The 17,683-nt window shown below is 38.0% G+C and carries 20 protein-coding genes; 5 read left to right on the top strand and 15 right to left on the bottom strand.

Annotated features, from left to right (window positions below; all coding sequences use genetic code 11):
• Window positions 1-41: 41 nt before the first annotated feature.
• From I2490_RS04955 to I2490_RS16865, 11 genes are read right to left on the bottom strand one after another with little or no spacing between them, the layout of a single operon-like run.
• On the bottom strand, window positions 42-3,887 hold the full coding sequence (locus tag I2490_RS04955; protein WP_206458669.1) for a metallophosphoesterase: 3,846 nt from the start codon (window positions 3,885-3,887) through the stop codon (window positions 42-44).
• The gene (locus I2490_RS04950; protein ID WP_206458668.1) at window positions 3,884-4,099 is read right to left on the bottom strand and encodes a hypothetical protein; all 216 of its coding nucleotides are present in this window, start codon (window positions 4,097-4,099) and stop codon (window positions 3,884-3,886) included. Before I2490_RS04950 ends, I2490_RS04955 begins: the two co-directional genes overlap by 4 nt.
• A gap of 1 nt (window position 4,100) precedes the next feature.
• A complete protein-coding gene (locus tag I2490_RS04945) occupies window positions 4,101-5,246 on the bottom strand; it encodes a hypothetical protein (protein ID WP_206458667.1) in 1,146 nt (381 codons plus the stop codon).
• Window positions 5,247-5,297: 51 nt separating this feature from the next.
• Complete coding sequence (locus I2490_RS04940; RefSeq protein ID WP_206458666.1) at window positions 5,298-5,570, bottom strand: hypothetical protein; 273 nt, start codon at window positions 5,568-5,570, stop codon at window positions 5,298-5,300.
• Entirely contained in the window at window positions 5,563-5,805 is a 243-nt protein-coding gene (locus tag I2490_RS04935; RefSeq protein ID WP_206458665.1) for a DUF6011 domain-containing protein, read from the bottom strand. Before I2490_RS04935 ends, I2490_RS04940 begins: the two co-directional genes overlap by 8 nt.
• A complete protein-coding gene (locus tag I2490_RS04930; RefSeq protein ID WP_206458664.1) occupies window positions 5,802-6,137 on the bottom strand; it encodes a hypothetical protein in 336 nt (111 codons plus the stop codon). The genes I2490_RS04935 and I2490_RS04930 overlap by 4 nt, the downstream gene beginning before the upstream one ends.
• On the bottom strand, window positions 6,130-6,753 hold the full coding sequence (locus I2490_RS04925; RefSeq protein WP_206458663.1) for a lytic transglycosylase domain-containing protein: 624 nt from the start codon (window positions 6,751-6,753) through the stop codon (window positions 6,130-6,132). Before I2490_RS04925 ends, I2490_RS04930 begins: the two co-directional genes overlap by 8 nt.
• Window positions 6,750-7,775 carry a hypothetical protein gene (locus tag I2490_RS04920; RefSeq protein ID WP_206458662.1) on the bottom strand — a complete coding sequence of 342 codons (1,026 nt, stop codon included), beginning with the start codon at window positions 7,773-7,775 and terminating at the stop codon, window positions 6,750-6,752. The genes I2490_RS04925 and I2490_RS04920 overlap by 4 nt, the downstream gene beginning before the upstream one ends.
• Window positions 7,775-7,999: an ICEBs1 excisionase gene (locus tag I2490_RS04915; protein ID WP_206458661.1), complete on the bottom strand. Its 225-nt coding sequence runs from the start codon at window positions 7,997-7,999 to the stop codon at window positions 7,775-7,777. The genes I2490_RS04920 and I2490_RS04915 overlap by 1 nt, the downstream gene beginning before the upstream one ends.
• A 2-nt stretch (window positions 8,000-8,001) precedes the next feature.
• On the bottom strand, window positions 8,002-8,493 hold the full coding sequence (locus I2490_RS04910; protein ID WP_206458660.1) for a helix-turn-helix domain-containing protein: 492 nt from the start codon (window positions 8,491-8,493) through the stop codon (window positions 8,002-8,004).
• A gap of 40 nt (window positions 8,494-8,533) precedes the next feature.
• Window positions 8,534-8,746, bottom strand: a complete 213-nt coding sequence (locus tag I2490_RS16865; RefSeq protein ID WP_330634577.1) for a helix-turn-helix transcriptional regulator — start codon at window positions 8,744-8,746, stop codon at window positions 8,534-8,536.
• 165 nt (window positions 8,747-8,911) lie between these two features.
• Here I2490_RS16865 and I2490_RS04900 point away from each other — a divergent pair, with 165 nt between their 5' ends.
• The 4 genes from I2490_RS04900 to I2490_RS04885 all read left to right on the top strand — a co-directional run bounded on the left by I2490_RS04900 (window position 8,912) and on the right by I2490_RS04885 (window position 11,548).
• Entirely contained in the window at window positions 8,912-9,241 is a 330-nt protein-coding gene (locus tag I2490_RS04900) for a helix-turn-helix domain-containing protein (protein WP_206458658.1), read from the top strand.
• A gap of 209 nt (window positions 9,242-9,450) precedes the next feature.
• Window positions 9,451-9,786, top strand: a complete 336-nt coding sequence (locus I2490_RS04895; RefSeq protein ID WP_206458657.1) for a hypothetical protein — start codon at window positions 9,451-9,453, stop codon at window positions 9,784-9,786.
• A 143-nt stretch (window positions 9,787-9,929) separates the two neighbouring features.
• The gene (locus I2490_RS04890) at window positions 9,930-10,364 is read left to right on the top strand and encodes a hypothetical protein (RefSeq protein WP_206458656.1); all 435 of its coding nucleotides are present in this window, start codon (window positions 9,930-9,932) and stop codon (window positions 10,362-10,364) included.
• A gap of 134 nt (window positions 10,365-10,498) precedes the next feature.
• The gene (locus I2490_RS04885) at window positions 10,499-11,548 is read left to right on the top strand and encodes a site-specific integrase (protein WP_206458655.1); all 1,050 of its coding nucleotides are present in this window, start codon (window positions 10,499-10,501) and stop codon (window positions 11,546-11,548) included.
• Between the two features lie 85 nt (window positions 11,549-11,633).
• Here the strand turns inward: I2490_RS04885 and guaA are convergent, their stop codons facing one another.
• The 3 genes from guaA to I2490_RS04870 all read right to left on the bottom strand — a co-directional run bounded on the left by guaA (window position 11,634) and on the right by I2490_RS04870 (window position 15,656).
• Window positions 11,634-13,202: a glutamine-hydrolyzing GMP synthase gene (gene guaA, locus I2490_RS04880; RefSeq protein ID WP_206458654.1), complete on the bottom strand. Its 1,569-nt coding sequence runs from the start codon at window positions 13,200-13,202 to the stop codon at window positions 11,634-11,636.
• Window positions 13,203-13,307: 105 nt separating this feature from the next.
• Complete coding sequence (locus I2490_RS04875; protein WP_206458653.1) at window positions 13,308-14,816, bottom strand: IMP dehydrogenase; 1,509 nt, start codon at window positions 14,814-14,816, stop codon at window positions 13,308-13,310.
• A gap of 81 nt (window positions 14,817-14,897) precedes the next feature.
• Window positions 14,898-15,656, bottom strand: a complete 759-nt coding sequence (locus tag I2490_RS04870; protein ID WP_206458652.1) for a M15 family metallopeptidase — start codon at window positions 15,654-15,656, stop codon at window positions 14,898-14,900.
• A 213-nt stretch (window positions 15,657-15,869) separates the two neighbouring features.
• On the opposite strand from I2490_RS04870, the gene I2490_RS04865 reads away from it, so the two are divergent.
• Window positions 15,870-16,565 (top strand): aspartate/glutamate racemase family protein, encoded by a 696-nt coding sequence (locus tag I2490_RS04865; protein WP_206458651.1) that lies wholly within the window; start codon window positions 15,870-15,872, stop codon window positions 16,563-16,565.
• Between the two features lie 117 nt (window positions 16,566-16,682).
• On the opposite strand, the gene I2490_RS04860 is transcribed toward I2490_RS04865, so the two are convergent.
• The gene (locus I2490_RS04860) at window positions 16,683-17,675 is read right to left on the bottom strand and encodes a dimethylarginine dimethylaminohydrolase family protein (RefSeq protein WP_206458650.1); all 993 of its coding nucleotides are present in this window, start codon (window positions 17,673-17,675) and stop codon (window positions 16,683-16,685) included.
• Window positions 17,676-17,683: the final 8 nt, after the last annotated feature.

The raw sequence follows: 17,683 nt of genomic DNA, 5'->3' as shown, positions 1-17,683 counted from the left end.
TCCCTTAGATTACAGGGGTGGAGGTGCCACCCCTGTTTGCATTATTCAAAGATTACCTTGCTCCCATTATCTGTCTTGACCACATCAAGGTTTTGAGGAAAGCGAGCTTTCATTGTTGGATCGTGTGTTATTGCCATAATTTTAATGTCTGAATATCTTTGCCTAATCGTTTCTAAGGCATCGCAATATGCCTGTATTCCATCTCCATCAAGGAACGGTGGTTCATCAATGAATAACATGCCTAATCTAATTCCTGCCGATGTAGACTTGGTTTCGGCCAATGCGAGGATAGCTGACAATGAAGACTTAACCTTTTCGCCACCTGACTTTGAGGAATAAGGCAATGACGGCTTTCCGTATTCTTCAATGAAAATATCAAGAGTAACAACTTCCTTCTTGTTATTTGATTTCAAGACTTTTTCCGTCCTAAATTCCATTCCCATTTTTCCACCTGTCATTTGTCCCAAGATGTTATTTGCTGTTGCAGTAATCATAGGCAACATTGCTCTGATGATGTTGTGGGGAACACCATCGGAAGAGAATGCTTGTTTTAGAACATCAAGTGTCTCAGACTTTTCAGATAGTTTTTTCACCTTCTGGGCAATCTCTTGCATTTGCTTTTTATCTTTGTGAATACTATCCAACTGATTTGTAAGCGAGCCTATTTTGCGTTGTAGTTCTTCACATTCAACTTGACAACTCGTTAGCAAAGAGCTTAGTTGAGATAGCTTTTGCTCTACTTCTTCTTTGCCTAAGGCACTTTCCATTTCCTTTTGATACTCGGAATTCTTAATCGAAATTTCCACATCAAGCTCGGCCAATGCAGTAGACAATTCACTAATGCGTTGCTCCGCAGTTACTTTTCTCTCTTTAGCCACAGGGAGTTGCTTTTCTTTTTCAAGCCAAACCAATGTTTCGGTAATCTTCTTTTGTGTTTCGCTAAAAGCAGCTGCAGCTTGTGATAAGACAGTTACTTCTGTTTTCAGAGAATGTTCCTTATTACGCATTTCTTCCAACTCAGCTTTTTGAGACGTAATTTCAGAAGTAATGGTGTTGAGCATTTCTCTAGTAGTATCCAATTGGTTTTTAACCGCTTGTAGGCCTTGATACACCATAGCCTTTGCTTCAAGTGTTGATATCTCAACCTGCAGCTTTCGAGGTAAATAAGTGTCGAAATTAAGATCAATAATTTTTTTCTTTGCTAAATTGTGCTTTTCTTCCAGTTTGCTTAACTTTGCAAGTTCAGCAGTTTTCCAAATCTTGCATTCCTCCATCAAAGGTTCATACTGTTTTTTAGCTTCGATGGCATCTGCAAGGAATCTGCAGGTGGCTTTTTCAATATCAATACACTGTGCGTTATGGAGAAGTTCCATTTTTGATTTTAGCTGCTTGACTTGGATTGCCTTTTCGTTGTAATGTTGGCTATAAAACGATTTTTGAGTAATGAGTTCTCTCTCTATATTCATTTCATCGTTAGCAAGTGTTTTATATAGTTCGTAGGTTTGATTTGCGGTTTCAAGTTCTGATTTCTTTAAGCTCCAACTATCAAAAGCCTGTTTTAATTCATTTTCTCTCTTTAGCTTTTCTTCCATCTCAGAAATCTTGGAGTAGATAGAATCACTTTGCATTTCTAATGATGTAATTTTAGAAACGGTAGCATTGATACTACTTGAAACATTTGCAAGTTCAGAAATTTTGCTGTCATATGAGTTCTTTCCAGCAATAAAATGTTTTTCTTGTTCAAGCAGTTCCTTATGCTTTTCCACTCCTTGCAAAATCTCATCTTCCAAAGAAAGTAATTTATTCGCTTCTTCTACAATGTTAGCCTGTATACTTCTCTGTGACACTGTGGAAGTCTTTTTAGCTTCAAGGGTGTTTACATCGACTTTGATTTGGATAGCCCTCTCGTGTGCCTTTTGGAGCATAGAAAGGGACAGAGTTTGCTTGCCCTTCTCAGAAGACAATTCATTGTACTTGCTTTGATTAGCTTTGAGTTCCATATTGCTTTCGCATATTTGTAACTCAATATCATCCGCACCTGTGATTTTCTCTCCAAGCTTAGTAATTTCAGCATTATTAAATGCGATTTCTCTGTTTGTTTCAGCCAATGCTGTCTTTGCTAATTCCTGCATATCACTATACATTCCAAGTCCAAGGATATTGCTCAAAATGCTAACTCTACTTTCTTTATCAGCTTGTAGGAATAATCCGTATTGATCCTGCATAATCAAGGCACAAGAACGAAAAGTAAGGCTATCCATTCCAAGAATATTAATAATCTCTTCTTGGGTATCTTTAATTCTTTCAGCTGAACGATTTACCCATTCATCGTTAACCCATTCGGATAGGTTAAGGGTGGCTTTTCCTGACTTTGCTCTTGTGCGTGTTACTCTGAAAGTCTTTTCTCCAATTTTAAATGTAAAAGCAATAGAGCCACTACGTGCCTTTTCATCAGCTCTAATCCAACCTGTCAGTTCTCCCTCTCTCGGCTCTTCATACAAACAGTCAAGGATTGCATCCATAAAGAGAGAAGATTTGCCGGCACCATTCTTTCCATTGATTGTACAAAAAGTAATATCATTAAAATTAAAGATTTCCTCTTCGTAGTTTCTGTAATTTCTAACTGAGATTTCCACAGGCTCAAAAATACCTGTTAGGCGAGAAATCTTTGTGTTTGCCAATACTTCATCGATAATAGGTGTACCTATTTCAATAGCTTTTGCAATCTGTTCATCTGTGTATGTCTTATCTCTAAGATATTCCGTAAGATTTGCAACGGGGTCTGTTTTATCATCAAGAGTATTTCGGTTTACAGAAATGCTGATTTTTTCAGGAGTAATCTCAGAAACCCAAAATGCTCCGTTTTCGTATAGTCGCTGTTCCAGTAAGGATTTGTTTAAGGCCTTGGCATTTGCTTCGGTGCAGCTATAAATAACTCTAACGATTTTGTCTTTTACATTGTCGGTGATAAACAAATCGTCTCCGTCAGCATTCCAACGAGAAATCTTTTCATCATCAAGTCGCAATGTTAAAAATTCTCTGATTGGTGTTTTGTAAAAATCACTCTTGATGAGGGTGTTTCCGTCAAAATTATGGATATAAAAGCCTCTATCCTGACCTTCATCATTAAAGTTCATTGCATTAATTGCCCCTGAATAAAAAGTGTTTTTGCAACTTTTAAGCTGTTGGGGTCTGTGTATATGCCCAAAAGCTACAAGGTCAAAATTGGCGGCATCGAGAGCTTCAGGAAGAATGACAGGCTCAAATTGAGCAAGAAATTGAGTTTGTCCGCTTTCCGTATTGCAACCAGGGATAGTATAATGTGAAATAAAAATTGAAGGCAATTCAGGTTTACATTCCGCTTTTAAGCCAAGTGTGATTTTCCCAAGTTCTTCAGTAAACACTTGATTTTCTTCTTCTTTTGATAAACCGGGGAACTTTGCTCTATAAACACCCCTATCGAAACCTGGTAAGCAGGCTACATTTGCCCATTGTTGGTCCGTTTCGTATCCTTTGAATTGAAGCACCGTAGGTTCTGTAATAATGCGAACAGCATCATTACCATTAAAATGTTCTTGAAGCATTGCAAATTGCTCTGATCCATCATGGTTTGGTGTTCCCCTGAGAACGATAACAGGAGCATAATCGGAGATAACTTCCAATGCTCTGATTGCAGTTTTGACTTCATTCAGTCCTCTGTCTGCCCAAACTCTCGCTTGATGGAATAGGTCTCCCGAAATTACAATAAAATCAGGTTTTTCAACCATTACAACCATTTGCAAATGGTTAATGCAGTTCCCTGTGTCAACAGAACGGAGATTTACTCCGTCCTTTTCCGGTCCGGGGAAGTTTCCTATGTGCCAATCGGCTGTATGCAATATTTTCATCGTGAAACCTCCTTATCTCCGAAAAAACCCATTTGCTCTCCTAAAGAAACCATTGACATTACGATTGCGTAAAGGTCTTTTCCTCCAATGCCTACCATATTGAAAGTAACTGTGTTATCTTCTCCATCACTGTAATTAGCAACAAGACCTTTTGAAATAACTTCGATTGTTCCGTCTGTATTTTCAACAGTAATTTTCTTGATTTCAGCCATATTACAAAGCCTCCTTCTGACAATTCATACAAAGGGGTTGTTTAAATTTGTCCATAGAGAACTTTGCGACTTTTTCGGAAATATTAGTTCCGCACATTACACAATGAGACATATCTAAAGCCTCGTTATTTTTGTTATTAACAGGTGTGTTAGGGGATTGTTGATAACTTTGCCCTTGTGGTTCTTCGTGTTCTGAAGTGGCAAAATCCTCAGCAGGATTTTCTTGATAATCAGAAGCAAAAGCCGCATTATCTTCAAATTCTTCGGGGTTGAACGTATCAATCGTACCTGTTATCCCATCATTTGGTGCGGTTAACGCAGGCATAGGGTGGCTACTGCCAAACATATTGGAAACAGAACTCATACCTTGTTCCATCATCGCAGCTCTTACAGCTGGGTCGCTGTAGTCAGGACTAAAAGTAACACGAGGAATGGCAAAAGGCTTTTTCAATTCATCAAGAGTATATTGACCTTTCATTCCGATTAAGGCACGCACAACACGGAGAATAGCACCAGTCATAGCTTTTTCTGCAAAAGTCTTGCGGAGTAAGGTCATATTTACTAATACACCTCTGTCAATGTATTTTTGACGGTCAACATCGTCAATCACATAGGCTTTACAAGGCTTACCCCATTTGTTCTGCGAATCTATCCATTTGCCCTTAAATAACTTGGCAGCTTCCTGAGCCTGCTTTTCGTCGTTGATACCTTGCAAGCTCTTGTCCATAAATTCCAAACGAAAACGATCTTCTTCGTCATCAAGGTTGATTACCTTTTCATCACAATGAGTTTTACCGGTGCCGTCAGGCATACGCATTGCACCATAAGCTTTTGCTTTGTAGCAGTTCTTTGTAAGATATTCTCCATAGGTGTTGTTTGGATCAAACTGTATGCCGGCTGCAGAAGCCAACTTCATCAAAAGTGGTTTTGCAGGAGAAAATAAATCCACATAGCTATTGCCTTGTTTAGTGCTTCCTACTTTGAAAACATCTCCCGAGTTTTCCTTTATGTCAGCCTGTACTTCCATTACGGTATACTTATAAAACGGATTGAGCTGTATTTCGGTAGAAGCCGGTAACAACAGATTGCAGTTCTTATATTTTTCGCTGATTACAGCGAGGGAATTGCTTTGATTTTGGTTGTTCATAATAAATCCTCCATATTGATTTTTTTATTTTGATATGCTACAATATGGTTGTTATATAGAGGGTGCGTTTGCTTTGGCAACGCACTCTTTTTCCATATTCAGCATACTTTTAACGATGCAATAATTAGTCATACGCTCCGATGTGATTTGTTCCGATATGAGCTGAGCAAAATAAAATGGTTTTCTTCTCTCGCCATTCTCATCACCATAGCGGTCAATGATACGTTCTAATTTATTTCTCGCTGGCTTAATTGCATTTATGTATTCTTCATTTGTGAAAATATATTGAGTATATTCCGCAACCAAGCATTTCAAGCTATTCATCAGGCTTGTCCTCCATATCCTTAAAATTTTCCTCGTCCATAAATAAGGGCGGGGTTTCTTCATTTTTGTGTTTAATCGGTTTCAGTGGCTGATGTTTACCAATCTTCGGTTGTTTTCCTTTTTTAGATATGGATTTACCAAACAATTTTCTATAACAACTTCTGCCATATCCTGTTTCAATACAAGAAATATCTTTCAACACCCTGTTGCATCTTCCACATCTAACCTCACTCATTTTCTATACCTCCTTTTCTTTGGATCAGAGGAGAGCAGCCAGAACAATAGCACAACAAGCATTACTGCTAAAAATGTTTCTCCTCCGTATGCGTGATATCCTCTTTCTGCATAAGCAATAGGTTTTAAGACGAGAGCAACTATATTTGAAACTGCTAATGATACCACGGCATTAAAAGTAATTTTTACGATTTTTTGCATTTTCTTTGTATGCTTTTCAATTGTCGTTCTTTGAAAGTACAATGGGGACATATATATCCCGTTTTGGGTATTTTGTTGTAAATGCTTATTTTCCAAAGCAAGTTGCATTTGACACATTTTGCTGTCATTCATTTTCAATCCTCCTTATGTAATCCATCTCTTTCAATACGGATTGCGTATATTCGGTTTGTGTAATTCCTTGTTTAATTAGATTCCTTGCACCAGTGGGTCCACAGTTATAAGCGAGTAGAACTTGCTCTGTAGTATCAAATTGCTTATAAAGCTCGCTCAATATATAAACTCCTGCTAAAATGTTTTGTCTTTCGTCTAAGAAATCAGTAATTCCTAACTCATCGCTAAGCCATGGGTGGTTCATTTCGTTAATCTGCATAATTCCATAATCATCGGTATAGCTGATTATGTCAGGTGTAAAGTTGCTTTCTTTTGACATAATTGCGTAAATCAGTGTTTCCGGCACTGAATAGTTCCTACATAATTTGGAAACATAATTTTGAGTATCTTGAGATATAGGAACATCGTAACAAGGAGTAGGGACAGGCTCTTTGTTTGGTGCATTATACTTTGCTTGAATTGTGTACTCCAACGAAACCACCGACAAAACAGCTTGATTATTAACCTTTCCCATTTCTCTTGCTTCGGCACAAGGTGTAAAAATTCCGACTGCAAAAAATATGGCAGCAACTACCAAGACGGCTTCAGTTAGTAACAATTTATAGAATCGTTTCATCGCCATTCCTCCAATAATCCTGATTGCTTTAATGCTATTCTTGCAGCAGTTTCTGCTCTTGAGTTAAGGAGTCTTTGCCAAGCAGATTGTGAGGGTGCCCACTTGAAGCCATTAGATTTCAAATTGTTGCGAGTTTCATCATTGGGTTTTTCATCAAAGAAAATCTGTAATCTTTCCAATTCGTAGTTAGGAACAACAGAACCTCCGGTAAACTCATATTCTTCAAAACTACTCTTTTCCTTATGGTAGTGAAGTTGCTCCAAGCGTTTTTGAGTGGCTTTAATTATTCCGTTGTTATTTGACAAATGATATGAAGGATATGGTTTTCTATCAAAGTTAAATGCTTCTTTAATTTTTTTATCAAATAGTTTTGCTTTTTCCTCAGAAATACCATCGTAACCAACCATTGTTTTATGCTTTCGATAGTAAGCATTTATAGATTTCATTTTTTCATGTTTGGTTGTGTGAAATTCCAATTTAGCTTCCAACTTCTCAATAGCATAAGGATCGTCTGACTGAACAACCAAATCCTTGATGTTGCCTGTACGGATTTTTTCTAAAATAATTTCTATAGGTGTCAGGTCATTGAGCATTTTACTTGTATTCTCAATGAAGTGGTTTATCTTGTCGGACCATTCACTTGCCTTGTTCAGTGCACTGTCTGCAATTTTATTCATTCGTTTAGAGTTGTAGTTTGAAGCACCGGCTACATTCACAGGTACATAATTTGCCCGTCTATGCAGTTGGTCTGAATATGCTTTCTCGATAAGGTCTTTCCATTGAATGGCTCTTTCGTCAAGGAATTGTTGTTGTTCAATCGTATAACTGGATACTTTAGGGAAAGTATCGAAAAACCTTTTATAAGTCGTCTGAGCTTCTTGGTCGATTACATCGCCTGCGTTAAATTGGCTCACATCGTTACATCGCCTGATAGTTTCTTTGCTAAGAACAATAGCGTCTTCGGCTGTTCCATAAACCATAGAACATTCGCAGCAGTTATCTTTGGTACAGTTATTGCACATCAAATAGCCTCCTTTTCCTGATTTGAGTTTTGTAACAATTTATCGCAATCATCAGGATTTAGCATAAACCTTTCACAAAAGTATGTTTTTTGTATTTTTCCTGCCTTTGGGCTTAATTTCCCCATTTGTTCAAGGTCTGATATTAAATCTCTTATAATCTCATAAGCTTTGGAACGAGAAACCCCAAGTATTGTTACAAGATCAGGAGCTCCATAGAATTGCATACCTATTCCTCCTTTGCCATATTCTTTTCTGCCCACAATTTAAGTTCCTGTGCATATTGAGATATGTTTTCCAAAGCAGAAATCACATCTTCAAATTGTGGTTTTTCGCTTGTTGTAATAACACCATCTGCAGCTATATCAATTAAGGTCTCTTTGATATAGCCTACCTTTTGAAATGCAGACAGCACTTTTAAGGTTAGCCTGTCCAATTCGGCAACCTCTAACTTCCTAATACTTCGGCATCCGATAGGGCATTCGGTGGTGCAGTAGTTGTTGAGAAGTTCAGGGGAATTATATAAATCTGCCATTAGGACCACCTTGTCCACTGGGACAACTTTGGTGTTGCCTAATTCATAATCAGACAAAGTGGAAACCGAAATTCCTAAGAGTTCGGAAGCACCTTCTCTGCTATATAGCCTGTCGTTGTATTTTGCAGCTTCGTATCTACACTTGCAGTAGATGTTGTTTGCCGCTTTCGTTGGGTTGCTTCCCATTTATTTCACCTGCCTATTTGTTTATAATTATGATATAGAATTATAAAGTATCGCTTTTTGAAACTTCAACTGCAAAAAAAATATCCTCTATGGGCATATTGAAAAAATCAGCGATTTGCTTGGCTTCAATAAGTGAAACCCGTATTTCTCCGTTTTCTTTTTTGCTGTAATTAGGCAATGAAGTTCCAATTACAAGAGCCAATTCATCTTGTTTCAAGCCTAACTGCTCTCGTAGTTCACGAAGTCTGCTCACGTTATAACCTCCTTCTTGTTTCACTTTTGGAAACCCTATGTATCCATTATAGTTTCTAATTTTGAAACTGTCAATACTTTTTTTAAAAATAATTTTCATTTCTTGAAACTTACGTTTACTTTCAATTTTTGAAACTATATAATTGTTATATAAGGTGGTGATTTAATGGCATTCGGACAGATATTAAAGAATTTAAGAACCCAGAAGTGTCTTACTCAGTTACAATTAGCTGAAATGCTAAATTTATCTAAGGCTAATATATCTAAATATGAAGCCGGAACAGTTGAGCCTAACATAGAAACACTTAAAATGATTTCCAATATATTCGGAGTATCGGTTGATTATCTTTTGGGAAAGGAAAAGACTGCTCCAAAAGAGCAGTCTTTGACCAGCGAGCAAAAGAAAATTGCTGTTGCTACGCGAGGCCTGTCTGATGATGAATTAAATCAGGTTATTGATTTTGTTGAGTTTGTAAAGACAAAACGAAAGCAATAACTTCTGCACTTTCTTCATCGCTCAAATCTTCAATCGCTTTGAGTAGTTCTTCATATGTAGATTGCATAAAAAAACCTCCTTTCTTTACCAATACAAATAATTGTAAGGTTGAAAGGAGATGTACAACATAATGGTAGCTCAAACTGTTGTCGATTATCGTCGTTTGTTAAAAAATATCGAAATGCGTTATTAAGAAGGAGAGACTTAGTATGAAAAAACATATTTATGCTGTTTTTATAACAATATTCGTGATTTTATGTATGGTTGGCTGTGGAAAAACTAAAGAAGTTGTTTCTGTTCCTGAATATGAAATAGAAACTGAAGAAGATTATGGAATTGCTCTTAAAAATCATTCGTGGAGAGTGATAATTGAAGATGAAGTATCTGACGAACAACTGCTTTTGATTTTTGATGAAGTGGATAAAAACAAATACGAAGAAACGACCATGTGGGTTTATTCGTCCTCCGAAGCAATCAAAGCTGGTGCTTATGATGTAGCTATGGTTGAAAGGGTAGGCAAAGAACCGCCAACTATCACAAGATAATGAAAAGCGAGCCGATCTACGAATTACACAACGCAATACAAACATCACCAAATCCATTCCTTTGTGTGAAAACTCTGCTATCTTATCCGTTGTGGAATTGGGTGCAGGAATACTACGCATATATGCGTGATTTCACAGGAGGAATGGATTTTATAAATTATTGTATTTGTGTTATAGAATATAGCAACAGTAATTGTTCCGATGAAGAAAAGAAGCTATGGTCCATTAAATTAAGTCGTTTTTTGTTATTCCTATATGACAGGCAAAATTTGTGGAGCGAATATATATTGCACTTTGATGAATTACTAAAGAGAAAAGACTTGTTTTTTGAATACTACGAGCCCCCTAGTTTTTTTGTGCCTGATGTATATATCATAGAACAGAAAAATGCTGCGGTTAAGCTCCATTTCCTATATGCGGCCGATGAGCGGTATCAAATAATAAAGCGAAAAATCGAAAAGAAAAATACCTGGAAAAATGTAGAACACTTAAAATGTCACCAACAATACTCTTTATCATCTAAGGAGTTAGACCGTAGATATCGTAAAATTATTAATAAACTAAAAGAAATAGTGTAGTACTGCTTGAAGCAGGTTCTGCTTCGGGCAATACTTCGGATTTAGATTCGGATTCGGATTGGATTGGATTAGTGTAGCTTTTGCAGGTAATTGAATACAAATGATTTCAGCTAAGAACGAAAGGAGGTAGAATTATGCCTGTATATAAAGATGAGAAGAGAGGAACGTGGTATTGTTCCTTTTATTATACCGATTGGCAGGGGGTAAGGCATAAAACCAAAAAAAGAGGATTCCCCCGAAAAAAGGACGCACAAGATTATGAGAGAGAATTTCTTAATAAAGAACAATCAAGTTGTGATATGTCCTTTGCTTCTTTGGTCGATCTCTATTTTGAAGATATGAAAACTCGATTGAGAGAAACAACTATCGACAATAAAAGAAATATCTTTGACACGAAAATACTGCCAGCCTTTCAAAGTTTAGCAATAAACAAGATACAGCCCTCTCATATCAGGAAATGGCAAGCGGATTTGATTTCACAAGGGTTCGCACAAACATATCTTAAAACCATAAACAATCAGTTAAGTGCCATTTTTAACTATGCTGTAAGATACTATAAGCTTCCCGAGAACCCCGTTCGCCTTGCAGGTAGTATGGGGAGAAAGAAAGCAGATGAAATGGATATATGGACCTTAGATGAGTTTAAGCGGTTTATTTCTGCAGTTGATAAGCCGGCTGTGAAATTAGCTTTTGAAATTATGTTTTGGGCAGGATTGCGGGTAGGAGAAACCTTAGCATTGTTTCCAAGAGATATTTTACTTGAAAAAATGATAGACATAAATAAAACCACCTCGAGGAAAGATGGTATTGATAACTTCTACGACCCCAAAACAACAAAGAGCTTTCGCAAAGTTCCAATTCCTGATTTTCTATATGATGAGATTCAAGATTATATTGGGAAGCTCTATGGCATAAAAGAAGATGAGCAGATTTTTTATTTTGCGAAATCAACCTTAAATAAAAACTTAGATTATTATGCAAACTTGGCCGGAGTAAAGAGGATAAGAGTTCACGACCTCAGACATTCTCATGCATCGTTACTCATTGAGATGGGGCAACCCATATTGCTAATCTCAGAACGTCTCGGACACGAAACTGTTGATACTACCTGGAACACTTATGCACATCTGTATCCCAATAAAGGTGTAGCGTTGGCTGATGAATTACAAAAAATGAAGTTTTAGTGCCAAAGTAGAGCCATAATAAAAAACAAAACCCCCGAAGTCCTTTGTTTATCAGGACTTCGGGGGTTAGTTTATATAAAATCAACTATTCCCACTCAATCGTTGATGGTGGTTTGCTCGTAATATCATACACGATTCGGTTTACACCCTTTACCTCGTTTACAATACGATTACTGATTACTTCAAGTACATCGTACGGAATACGAGCCCAGTCAGAGGTCATACCGTCTACTGAAGTTACTGCACGAATGCCAACGGTGTAGTCATAGGTTCTAAAATCACCCATAACACCGACACTGCGGATACCTGGCAAAACGGTGAAGTACTGCCAAATGGATTCAGTCAATCCTGCTTTTGCAACTTCATCTCTTAAAATAGCATCGGATTCACGAATGATTAGAAGCTTCTCATCTGTAATTTCTCCTAAGCATCGGATAGCAAGACCAGGGCCAGGGAATGGCTGTCTCCATACCAATTCATGCGCAATGCCAAGTTCTTCACCAACGGCACGCACTTCATCCTTAAAGAGCAGACGAAGCGGTTCTAAAAGATCCAGCTTCATGTTTTCTGGAAGTCCGCCTACGTTGTGATGACTCTTGATAACCGCCGCTTCTCCGGCACCGCTTTCCACTACATCCGGATAGATGGTACCCTGAAGCAAGAAATCAATGCCGCCTTCTTCTTCATAAAGCTTTGTGGATTCTTCATCAAATACATTGATAAATTCTGCGCCAATGATTTTTCTCTTCTGTTCCGGATCGCTTACACCCTTTAATTTTGAAAGAAAACGTTCCTGTGCATTTACGCGTTTGATTTTCATATTAAACTGCTTGCCGTAAACTTCCATAACCTGATCGCCTTCGTCTTTACGAAGAAGACCGTGATCTACGAAAATACAAGTCAGATTATCGCCGATTGCCTGATGCACCAATACAGCGGCAACGGAAGAGTCTACACCGCCGGAAAGCGCACAAAGCACCTTTTTATTTCCCACAAACTCTTTGATTTCTTCAATCTTTTGCTTTGCAAAGCTGGACATTGCCCAATTTTTTTCACACTTACAAACGTTATATAAGAAATTTTTGAGAAGCTGCTGTCCAAACGGTGTATGATGTACTTCCGGATGGAACTGTACTGCATACAGCTTCTTAGCTGCATTTTCCATTGATGCAGTCGGACAGTGATCCGTATAAGAAGAAACCACAAATCCTTCCGGTACTTGATCAATGTAATCCGTGTGACTCATCCAGCAAAGCGTTTGTGCTTCAATTCCTTCAAACAGAAGACTCTCATGCTTCTCTGTCGGGTTATTTCTGCTGCCACTGTAGATTTTTACACGACCATATTCTTTATTATCAGGGCTTACAACCTTACCGTCCAAAACGTGCGCCATAAATTGTGCACCGTAGCAAATGCCTAAGATTGGAATGTTTTTCTCAAACAATTCCTTTGGTAAAGTAGGGGCATTATCCAAATAAACACTGTTTGGACCTCCGGTAAAAATCAGTCCCTTTGGTGTTTCTTCTGCAATGCGTTCCATCAACTTTGTGTAATGAACAATTTCACAATACACATTCGCTTCTCTGACTCTTCTGGCTATCAGCTGATTATACTGGCCACCAAAATCAACGACTAAGATTCCTTGGTACTCCATAGAAATTCCTTTCTTACTTATCATCACTTTACATTTATGTCGTTCCTCGCTACGAATCACTTCATAGCATATTTTAAGGTTTGTTATTACAATCTATAATTCAAACTATCTTACAGGGTTCGATGAACTATCCTTTAAAATAACGTCATGCGCGCCACCCTCTACAATGCTGGTTGCGGATACTAATGTTATTTTTGAATTTTTCTGTAATTCCAGTATCGATAACGCACCACAGTTGCACATCGTGGAACGAACCTTATTCAAAGATAGTGTTACATTATCCTTTAATCTTCCGGCATAAGGAACATAAGAATCAACACCTTCTTCAAAGGATAGCTTTCCGTCTCCGCCCAAATCATAACGCTGCCAGTTTCTTGCACGGTTGGAACCTTCTCCCCAATACTCTTTTACATAGTTTCCGTTGATGTTAAGCTTGTTTGTAGGGCTTTCATCAAAACGAGAAAAATATCTTCCAAGCATAATGAAGTCAGCACCCATTGCCAAAGCCAACGTCATGTGGTAATCATATACGATACCACCATCTGAACAAATCGGAATGTAAATACCAGTCTGTTCATAATATTCATCTCGAGCTTTTGCAACCTCAATCACAGCGGTTGCTTGTCCTCTACCAATACCCTTTTGTTCACGTGTGATACAAATTGAGCCTCCACCGATACCAATCTTGATAAAATCCGCTCCGGCCTTTGCCAAATACAAGAAGCCTTCTCGATCCACTACATTTCCGGCACCAACTTTAACCGTATCTCCATATTTTTCACGAATGTATTTTATTGTAATTCCCTGCCACTCTGAGAAGCCTTCTGAAGAGTCAATACAAAGAATGTCTGCTCCCGCTTCTACTAAAGCCGGTACACGTTCTTCATAGTCACGCGTGTTAATTCCAGCACCAACTACATAGCTCTTATCGGCATCCAAAAGTTCATTCGGGTTTGCTTTATGTGAATCATAATCCTTTCGGAATACAAAATGGGTCAGTCTTCCGTTCTTATCAATAATAGGCAGTGCATTCAGCTTATGTTCCCAAAGCATATCATTGGCTTCGGATAAAGTCACACCTTCCTCTGCATAAATCAGATTTTCGAGCGGTGTCATAAAATTACACACCTTTTCATCCAAAGACATACGACTGATTCTATAATCACGACTTGTAACTAAACCAACAACCTTTCCTGCCGAAGTACCGTCATCGGTAACTGCAATTGTGGAATGTCCGCTTTTTTCTTTCAAAGCCAATATATCAGCAAGTGTTTGATCCGGACGAATATTTGAGTCACTTGTTACAAACCCTGCTTTATAGCTCTTTACTCTCTTAATCATAGCGACTTCGCTCTCAATGGACTGGGAAGCATAAATAAAAGAAATTCCGCCTTCCTTCGCTAAAGCAACTGCCATCTTGTCATCCGATACAGACTGCATAATAGCAGATACCAACGGAATGTTCATTGTTATCTTTGGGGTCTCACCCTTCTTAAATTTAGTAACTGGTGTTTTAAGGCTCACATTCTCCGGTCTGCACTCTGTTGAAGAGTACCCCGGAACCAACAAGTATTCATTAAAGGTACGAGATGGTTCATTAAAATAGGTTGCCATTTGAATCCTCCATTCTTATTTTAATCATTAATTAGATATTAGTTATTAGTATTACATTTTATATAAAATAGGGTTTTGCCCTTATTCTTCCAAATATTCTTCCAGTGTAATGCCTTGCTCGTATATTTCATCTGCAGCAGGCTGTCCGACATAACGTAAATGCCACGGTTCATATTGATACCCTGTGATATCTTCTTTCCCCTTAGGATATCGTAAAATAAAACCATATTCATGTGCATGCTCTGCCATCCATTGACCTTCTGCGGTTTCTCCCAGCTCACTGGTCAATCGATACTGAACGGTCGGAGTAGAAATATCCACCGCTAATCCGGTTTGGTGTTCACTTTGCCCAGGCTTCGCACTAAAGGTGTCTGCCTCGGCTTGTCCATATTTATTTACATAATTCGTATAGAGTGTATTTTGAAACTCATAAGAACGATATGCCGTAGTCATAACCAGTTCATATCCACTTTCCTTTGCGCCTTCCACAAGCTGATGAAAATGTTCACTAGCCTCTTGCCTCATAAAACGGCTTTGAGCAGACCGATCGGATGCAAAATATTTAATCGGTGCCAAATCCTCCGGTATGTAGGATGCGTCTACCGCATGCTGTTTATTTACCAAAATCAGCATTTCTTGATTTTGAATCACTTCTTCACTTTTTTCTCCATTTGTCTTCTCTTGACTGGGTTGTTCTGATGAGATAAGAGCTTCCGGTTTATCCTTATCCCCCAATAATGAATTCCCTACTATTTTAGTAAAAAAAATCGTTGCCAAAACAACAAAAAAAGCAACCAATAATAAGCCCCTGTTTCTTTTATTCTTCCTTCTTCTCTTCATGTTATCCTCTGAAACCCCTTTTCCCTAAAAAGCAACATTTTGCGTTACATTTTATTAATCTTTAGTATATTATTGTACATCATACCGATGGTTCAATCAAGGAAAAGTTACTCATTGTTTCTCTTGCGTATACAATTTTTTTACTATACAATCATTTAGTAGGAACACAATAATAATTTTTTCCAAAATATAAAGCAAAGGACGGACAAAAAAATGAAAACAATCGGTATTTTAGGCGGTATGGGCCCTTTGGCAACGGCTGATTTATATAAAAAAATTACTATAAATACAATAGCAAAATCCGATCAAGAACAATTACACATTATTATTGACAGCAACACAGCGATCCCTGATCGTACCAAATGTATTTTAACAGGATGTGATAGTCCCATTCCGGAAATGTCTAACTCGATAAAACGACTCGAAACTGCAGGTGCTGATTTTTTAATTATGCCTTGCAACACCGCGCATTACTTTTACCATGACTTATTAAAGATTGCAAGCGTTCCTATTTTAAACATGCTCGATTTAACAGTGAATGCAATCAAAACAAAATTTGGCACATCAAAAACCGTAGGTCTTTTGGCAACAGACGGTACCTTACAATCTAAAATATACGATCATTATTTTGAAAAAGCAGAAATGAAGCTCATAAAACCTGTGAACCATCAAAAAAAGGTCATGGATTTTATTTACGAAGGCATTAAAAAAAATAACCTAACCATTGGAACAGAAGGTTTGTTTGAAGCAGTACAAGAAATGGAAGCGCTTGGTGCTTCTGTCTTCATTTTAGGTTGTACGGAGTTATCCGCAGCAACTGACTACTATACGTTTGATGAACGTTTTGTCGATCCTCTCTTAGTTTTAGCAAAAGAAAGCATTGTACAAGCTGGTGGACTGATTAAATAATCAATTATAAATAATTTTTATAAAAAGGAAAGAAGCAGTATAAAAACTGCTTCTTTCCTTTTAGAGTGATTAAAGGATTTCATGCTTTTCTTCTATATAAGAAAAGTTTTCCGATGTTTACTGTTCATCACGTTTCAGGAATGCGGTCATACAGTGTACAGATCCTCTGCCTTTATTCAATTCAGAAAGATCCAATACATCTACTTTGATTCCTGCTTTTTCCATTAATTCTACTGTTCTTGGCGCACCGACACTCATCACTACATGTCCTGGCTCTATGGCAACAAAGTTTGTTGCATAGCAATATTTCGTTTCGGTTAGTGATGGAGTCTCAATAATGCGATATCCTTTTTTCTTTAAAGCTTCTACTACAACATAAGGTACCTGACATGCATGCAGAACGACGGTATCATTGCTTGCAAAATTTAAGAGTCCATCAACATGCGCATGCCCATAAGGAATTTGCATTGTAATGATATCTGTTACGCCTTGTCGTCTTAGTTCATCTGCCATTTGCTGATAGCCGGATGCATTTGCACGGCTGGACAGAGAAAGAATGACGGTATGGCGATCAACCCAAGCTGCATTGGCTCCTTCAAAAATACCATCTCCCGCAATCGTTTTTACAATCGGCACTCCTAACTTTGCAACTGTCTGTGCAGTATATCTTTCTTCCCCTCTGCGAAGCGGCATAGCCAATCGGGTAATAATAGCTCCTTCGGGAGTCATAAATAAATTATCTCTTTCAAAAATCGCATTTGGGCGATCCTCTCTTTGTTCTTCTACATAATATACCTTTACACCGTGGCTTCTGTAATAGTCTGCAAGCAAGTCATGCTGCTGTCTGCATTTTTCCGCATCAACAGGTGCTCGGAACCGAACTTCTTTATAATCGAAATTCTCCAGTTCCTTACCCGGTCTTCTCATTAATACTGCTCTAAGCTTATTAACTTCTGAAGAACAGCCCCATTCGCCTCCCCAGTATGTTGGCATATCTTCTATAATTGTCGAATCTAAAGGAAACCAACGTTCCCCGTCAATTGCCTGAATATCCGGTAAAGGTCTTTTTTCTGCAAGGCATTCATCTAAGTTAATAATTTTATTTTCCATTTTTCCCT

It is taken from the genome of Anaerovorax sp. IOR16 (assembly GCF_017168145.1).
Lineage (GTDB): Bacteria > Bacillota > Clostridia > Peptostreptococcales > Anaerovoracaceae > IOR16.
The sequence above is the reverse complement of the archived record's forward strand: the minus strand, read 5'-3'. Positions and strand labels throughout refer to the sequence as shown.